Genomic DNA, 6,742 nt, shown 5'->3' with positions numbered 1-6,742 from the left:
ACTTGGCGAGCCGGCCCATATGGCTGATGACGGTACGTTCAAGTTCGGGTTTGCCGCGGGCGGGCGGCTTGCGCGTCACAGCCTGCTTCAGGTCGGCGTTCAGGCCCTCGTCCGGGTTCAACTCAGGGCTAAAGGATGGCAGGGAGAAGACCTCGATCTGCTCCGTGTGCGCTGCCAACCAGTCCTGCACCGTCTGGGCCCGATGAGCCGGCAGGTTGTCCCAGATCAGAAACACCTTGCCGTTGGCATCCTGGATCAGCCGCCCGAGAAAGCGGATCAGGCTCGCAGCCTTGACGGCGCCATCGAGCACCATCCAGCGCAGCTCGCCCTTGTTGGTCACAGCCGAGATCAGGCGCAGTTCCGCGCGTTTGTGGCTGGGGCGCACCACCGGCGTCCGGCCTTAGGGGCGAAGCTGCGGCCGCGCCCATCGTCGGAGCAAATCCAGTCTCGTCCCCCAGACAATCGTGCCCTTGTGCCGTCTGGCTTGCACCATGATAACCGGATAGTCCTGCCGCAGCCAGCGCAGTACGGCTTTTGGCGACTGCTCATCGGCGGGGCGGAGCGGCTTCTGGGCCGCGAAGTCCCAGCGGGCCAGGTGGGTGCTCATCGTGCGCACCGCCAGCCGGACCCCGCAGTGCTGCTCGATGAGCTCCCGCACCGCGGCCCGGCTCCACAGGGCGAAGGGCAGACCGAGCTCGTCGGGCGTGTGCCAGCGGATCAGCGCGCGGACCTGCGCTTCCTGATCGGCCTCGAGAAACCGTCCTGTGCCAGGAGCCGGGCCGCGTGGTCCGCTGGCCAATCCGACTAAGCCCTGCTCGGCAGAGCGGCGGCAGATATCGAACACGCCGGTGCGGGTCAGGCCCACCTGGGCGGCAATAGCCTCATAGGTCAGGCCGCTCTCGCGCAGGACGACGACCTGCCGGCGGCGCTCCTCTTGCGCGGCTGCTGGCAGCTTGCGCATGTCTATATGCTTCATCCCGCCAAACTGGATCGCCCGGCCGCAGATCTCAAGATCACCCAAGCCGGATCAATAAGATGGCTCGGTTTGTCTGAACGGCGTTTCAGGCGACTTGGGTGGTCTGTCGGCCGCGGTCAAATTGCCGCGAGTTACGATAGCAGGGTGAAGTCTGCCCCATCGGGTGTCCTTAGATCAATGCATGAATGAGGCCTTCGTATCCTGTGGAACGTTACTACCGCCTGGTGGAGCCCCGGTGTCAGACTTGCTGTCGTAGGGTCAGAAATACACCTCCCCGGACTGATGGACCGACCCCGCCGTGCGATTCGCATCAAGCGACCTTACGGGGCATGCAGATAGCGATCTTCTTCTCGGACGGAACACCGGTCAGGCCCTGAATGGGTAGCGACCTGCATACGTCCGACCTAAAGCCCTCCGCGACCGACAGCTAGATCCTGTCTGACGGCCTGTGAACCTGCATGAGAGCATGGCTGTTGCCTTGGTGGGGCTCACCGAGGCGGAGACGTGCGATGCGGCGGCATGACCTCAGCGATGCTCAATGGGAGCTGATTGCGGATCTCATGCCCAGGACCGGTCGCCACGGCGGCGGGCGCTGGCGCGACCATCGGCAGGTGGTGAACGGGCTGCTGTGGACGCGATGTCCCGGAGCGCAGTGGCGCGACCTGCCCGAACACTACGGCCCCTGGCAAACCGTCGATGAGCGCCTCACCCGATGGCCCCGTGAGGGGTTGTTCGACACGATCCTGGATCGGCTCCGGCTCAAGCTGAATGCCAAGGGGCCGATCGACCTGGATCTCTGGTGCATCGACAACACCTCTGCGGGCCAGCCGTTCCGCCGCCGGAGCCCGAAAAAAGCCGATCCGCAGGAGCCGGACGACCATGCGCCCGGCCTCTCCCGGGGCGGGTTCGGCAGTAAGATCCACCTGGTGAGCGATGGTGCTGGTCTGCCGCTCGGGTTGACGCTCACACCTGGGCAGCAGCACGAGATGCCGGCCTTCGAGCCAACCTTTATGGCAGTCCGCCTCCCCAGCCGCAGGGGCCGTCCACGCACAAGACCCAAGTACTTGGCAGGCGATACGGCCTATAGCGACCGGCCGGCCTTTGCTTATCTGCGGCGACGCCCTATCCGGCCTGTCATTCCACCCCGGACCGGCGGCAACATGGGGAAGGGCTGCGCGCGATCCTTCGATCCTGATCTTGACCGCAGACGCAACGCCATTGAGCGCTGTGTTGGATGGCTGAAGGGAGGCCGATCCATCGCCCCTCGGCACGAGAAACTTGCCGTCAACTTCTCGGCGATGGTGAAGCTCGCTTTCATGCGGCAGTACCTGCGCACACTCAGGCCGTCAGACAGGAGCTAGTTGGTCAGCCAGATCATGCAGACATCTCATCGAAGGCAACATGGGTCTGGCAGTTCTTCGGGCAGACGCGGGCGCAGGCTCCGCAACCTATGCAGCGTCCGGCATGGTCCACAACCATGATCATGCGATTGAGACGGCCATCGAAGTCGTCATCCTCGCCGTCGCAGACACCTATGAGTACGCCCACGTCATCAACGCCGTAAAGGTGCATGACCTCACGCGAGCAGACCTTGAAGCACCGGCCGCACCCGATGCAGGTCGGGCCATCGATAGCGGTCAGATACGACGGCACCCAGCAAGAGCCGTCGCGGGTCAGGAAAGGGCCCTTCATCTGGAGCCCTCCAACGAGCCGAGATCACTCCTGGCAGCGCCCAACTCGGCAATACAGTTAAAGGCTTTCTCAGGATGGGCCCTAATCTCAGTGCAGCTGTCAAGGAGGTTCTCCGCAGAGTCATATAGTTCCATATTCGCAGCTCCCGTCTGCCACTGTCGCTTGTGGACCTTCTTCTGCAACTCTTCGGGTCTAGCATGATCCCCCTGATCAAGAACCCGCCCCATCACGCTCGTGCTACCTCGGGGTAGGCTTCGATGGCTGCGATCGCGTCGTCGACCAGAATCGATCCAGCCGTAGCAAGCCGCCAAAGCGTCTCGAAGCCGAACCGGTGGGCATCCCGTATGATCTTCGACACAACGACCAACCGCCCAACCGTGAGATGCACGCACCCGAAGCCCTCATCGCTGATCTCTATCATCGGCGACGCCATAAGGCCGGAGCGCTCCCTGATTGCAAGCCCAACGGCGGAATAGAAAATGGCAATCCTCCGCCGGACGTCTGGATTGGGGTTGCCGATAATCGGGATCGCGCGGCGTTGGTCCTTGGTGACGATGAAGTTGGCCAGCAGCTCAGCGTCCAGTTTTCTGTCCCATGAGCCGTAGGAGTCCTGAGCCCGGATTATCCGCACGAGGCATTTGACAAATAAGGTGGTAAGCGCTGTTCCATCCTTGTTGACAGCAGTGCTAGCCGCAGAAGCAGACATTTCGCCCTCCCCTCGTTCAAACGTCAAATGATAGTCTTTGTGCGGGGTCACCGACTTCAGCCAGCACTTTGCGCAACCACGGCGGAGGAGCAGTCCTGAGCATTGTCTGGGTGCGCGACAGTACATCCTCAAAGAACTGAGGATGCGGCACTTTGACCGGGTGGATTTTTACCGAAACAAGTCTTGCCGCCGAAGGCCCGCCGATTGCCAAGCAAAACAGGAGATGACAGCCCTTCAACGCCTCCACCTTCGCGGCAATGCGGGCGTCGCCTCCGGTCTGATGATTCCCACTCTCGTCGGAAACGTTGTCGACAGCCAATGCTTCCATAAACGTCCATGCGTCGCACGTCACGTCAAAGACAGCAAAACACTTGGCCGCCCCGAAATGAGCGTTCAGGCCTTTCATGTCTTGCGTGGCAATCGCCACGCGCAATGCACCGGCTTGCCGTTGCGGCATTAGTACCTGAGCCTCGTCAGAGGCGAGCGAGAGGCGACGAATGGAGGTCATCTTTCATTTCCCGGTTACGGATTAGATCAAGTCGCTCGGGCGTCGGCGGTTGCTGGTTCGCCTGGAAGATGTTGGCAGCCTCAAGGATCAGGTCGCGCGCGCCATGATAGAGAATCGTGAGCTTGTGTTGGCTGCCGAGCCGGTCGAAAATCGGGAAGCCGACGCGCATGAGGGGAATGCCGAGGCGCTCTGCCGCTTGGCGTCCGTGCGAATGGGTGACGAGGAGATCAGCGCCCGCGGCGAGACTTTCCAGGTCGCCAAGATCGCCGACCTGAACCATTTCCGCCGGCACTTTCTCGAGAATTTGCGACGTATCGGTCGTGGCAACGGCCGCCGCGATCTCTGAGCCCATGCCAACGAAGAAGGTCGCGAGTTGGTAGAGTTGGTCTGGTTCGGCGGCGATCGCAATTTTCTTGCCGTTAAAATGGAAATGTGCGTCGAGCAATGTATCCTGCAGTTGCGCCCGGCGTCGGCGGAGCTTGGCTGGTACCGCCACGCCCGACAATGCGGACAGCAGGGAGATAAACTGGTCGGCGGCTTTCAGTCCGGTGAGCGAGTGGAACAGCACGTAAGGAACGCCGGTCAGGTTCTGGAGCACTTCCGCTGGGTGGCGCATATGCTCGCCAATGGCGACGCACTTAATGGCTGTGCCAAGCTTCCGGATATCATCGACAGCCGTCCCGCCATACGTTGTTGGAATCCAGTCATCAGGAACAGTGCCGTCGAGTGCGCCAGATACATCGGGCAAGATCACCGCCTCCAGTCCAAAACTCTCGACCGTATCGTGCAGATGCTCGATATCAGCCACGGTCAGGTTCCAACCGGGCAGGATGGCGATTTTCCTTGTGTCGCGCGCCTGTCTGTCTGACTGCGTGATGACCTCGATCATAGCCGCTACCGCGGCGGCCCAGCCGTCCTCGATCGCGCCATGGAAGTCCGGCGTGTTGGCCATCACGACCATGGTGCGGGCGAGTTCCTCGTCATGCTCCGCCTTGATACGCGCGATGTCGCCGGCGAGGTCCTCACCGCGGGATTCCACCAGCGCTGTCGTGCAGACTCCGATCAGCTTCGGATTGGCGCGTGTTGTGAGGTTGAGGATCGCCTCCTCCAGTTGGTCCGCCCCGCCTAGGATCGTAGCAACCTCATCCATCGCCGTCGTTTGCAAGGGAACCGTTTCCGCGAAATGCTGAACCAAGCGCACCAACGCGAAGCTGGTGCAGCCTTGGCTGCCGTGGAACAGCGGCATCGCACCCGCAACCCCGAGAAAGGCAAGGGCGGCGCCGAGTGGCTGCGACGATTTCAGCGGGTTGACCGTCGCGGATTTGGTTCGGGGGACGATGCGGGCCATCAGGTTTCCTCAACGCTCGGCGAAGCCGTTGGGCTTCATGCCGGCGCATTTGTTGAGAGCGTGAACAGTCGCGGTCTCACACTTTGTGCTCGGCGACTCCTCCTCGGCGCCAGTCTGGCTGTCCCAAGGAGCCGGCTCCCGCACTTCGCGCCAGATCGGGTTGTGAATGGCGAGGCTAATCTGGCGTACGAGTTCCACCATGCCGTCGTAACCCGCATAGGGGTGATGACGCTCCTGGTTGATATCAAGCCAGGGGATCTTGGCCTTCAGCGCGATGAATTGCGTGCGGCTCCCCGACAGCATGATGTCGGCCTTGTGCTCTGAGAGCGTGGCATAGAGCACGTGCGGCGCCATCGACTCGAATATGTGGTGCTCGTCTTTGAGGATCTGTTTTATGCGCTCTTTGTCTTCGAGCGTCGATTTCTTGACTGAGGTGCCGACGATCTCGAGGCCGATTTCCAGCAGCGCATGGACGACCGACCAGGACTTCACGCCGCCGGTGTTGAGCAGCACCCGCTTGCCTTCGAGCTTCGGCCGAAAGGCTTGGATCTTCTTCCACGCAAGAGACTCCTCCTCTGCGATCAGTGCCTCGGTGCGGCCGAGGATCTCCGGATCGGCACCCTTCCTCACGAGCAGCCCAGCGATCTGCCGGAGTGCTTCCGAGGTGTCTGTGATCCCGTAGAATGAGCCCTCGAAGAATGGGATATCCCAGCGCTCCTCCATCTTGCGGGCAAGATTGATGAATGCCTTCGAGCACACGATCATAGCGGCTTGGGCGCGGTGCGCGGAGGCAACGTCGCGGTAGCGCGCGTCGCCGGAAATGCAAGCGCGCACCCTGATGCCGAGTCGGTCAAGGAGCGGCTTCACCAACCAGAATTCGCCGGAGAGGTTGAATTCACCAAGGATGTTGATATCGTAAGGGCTAGTCTCGTCGGGCTCCACCGTGCCAATCACATGGTCGAGCAATGCTTTGCCGGCGAGCTTGTTGCCGAGGTTCTTTGAACCAGCGAAGCCGGGTGCATTGATCGGCACCACGGGGAGCCCAAATTGTTCCGCTGCACGCTCGCATACCGCCTCGATGTCGTCGCCAATCAGCGCTGTCACGCAGGTCGTATAGACGAAGATCGCCTGCGGGGAATGTGCGTCCTTGATCTGGCGGATCGCCTTCATAAGCTTCCGCTCACCGTGTCCCATCACCACATCGAGTTCAGTGAGGTCAGTCGTGAAGCTTGTGCGCCAAAGTGTTGGTCCGGACGAAGCTGCGCCGCGGTTGTCCCAGGAATTCCCCTCGCAGGCGAGTGGCGCGTGGACAAGATGAGCGACGTCCGTGATCGGCTGCAGCACGATTTTGGCGCCGTCAAAGGCGCAGCCCCCGGCTGCCACCCCGGGAGTCTGCGGCTTCGAACAACCCTTCTTACGCGCCTTAGCATCTTTGCCGCGGTTCCTCTCGCAGGCGGGCTCACTGAAGAGATTCAGAATTTTGGCACTGAGCGAAGACATTGCGGGCTTCCA

General features: G+C 61.5%; 8 protein-coding genes. 1 reads left to right on the top strand and 7 read right to left on the bottom strand.

What is annotated here, in order from left to right:
* Nucleotides 1-385, bottom strand: a 385-nt coding sequence (locus tag NF876_RS32085; protein ID WP_262272204.1) for a transposase, incomplete at its 3' end; no start/stop codon positions are given.
* 15 nt (nt 386-400) lie between these two features.
* Nucleotides 401-961, bottom strand: a complete 561-nt coding sequence (locus NF876_RS32080; RefSeq protein WP_262266412.1) for a winged helix-turn-helix domain-containing protein — start codon at nt 959-961, stop codon at nt 401-403.
* Nucleotides 962-1,485: 524 nt separating this feature from the next.
* Here NF876_RS32080 and NF876_RS32075 point away from each other — a divergent pair.
* Nucleotides 1,486-2,337, top strand: coding sequence for an IS5 family transposase (locus NF876_RS32075; protein ID WP_262272203.1), 852 nt, complete (start codon nt 1,486-1,488; stop codon nt 2,335-2,337).
* Between the two features lie 13 nt (nt 2,338-2,350).
* Here NF876_RS32075 and fdxB read toward each other — a convergent pair whose 3' ends face one another.
* The 5 genes from fdxB to nifE form a co-directional block, all read right to left on the bottom strand.
* Complete coding sequence (gene fdxB / locus NF876_RS32070) at nt 2,351-2,668, bottom strand: ferredoxin III, nif-specific (protein ID WP_114948795.1); 318 nt, start codon at nt 2,666-2,668, stop codon at nt 2,351-2,353.
* A gap of 226 nt (nt 2,669-2,894) precedes the next feature.
* Nucleotides 2,895-3,374 carry a NifX-associated nitrogen fixation protein gene (locus NF876_RS32060; RefSeq protein WP_114948797.1) on the bottom strand — a complete coding sequence of 160 codons (480 nt, stop codon included), beginning with the start codon at nt 3,372-3,374 and terminating at the stop codon, nt 2,895-2,897.
* Nucleotides 3,375-3,390: 16 nt separating this feature from the next.
* Complete coding sequence (gene nifX, locus NF876_RS32055) at nt 3,391-3,882, bottom strand: nitrogen fixation protein NifX (protein WP_210807291.1); 492 nt, start codon at nt 3,880-3,882, stop codon at nt 3,391-3,393.
* On the bottom strand, nt 3,848-5,230 hold the full coding sequence (gene nifN / locus NF876_RS32050; RefSeq protein ID WP_210807289.1) for a nitrogenase iron-molybdenum cofactor biosynthesis protein NifN: 1,383 nt from the start codon (nt 5,228-5,230) through the stop codon (nt 3,848-3,850). Before nifN ends, nifX begins: the two co-directional genes overlap by 35 nt.
* Before the next feature lie 9 nt (nt 5,231-5,239).
* Complete coding sequence (gene nifE / locus NF876_RS32045) at nt 5,240-6,730, bottom strand: nitrogenase iron-molybdenum cofactor biosynthesis protein NifE (RefSeq protein WP_210807287.1); 1,491 nt, start codon at nt 6,728-6,730, stop codon at nt 5,240-5,242.
* Between the last annotated feature and the right edge of the window lie 12 nt (nt 6,731-6,742).

This window comes from Microvirga yunnanensis (assembly GCF_025460875.1).
This window is presented reverse-complemented; position numbering and strand designations above follow the sequence as displayed.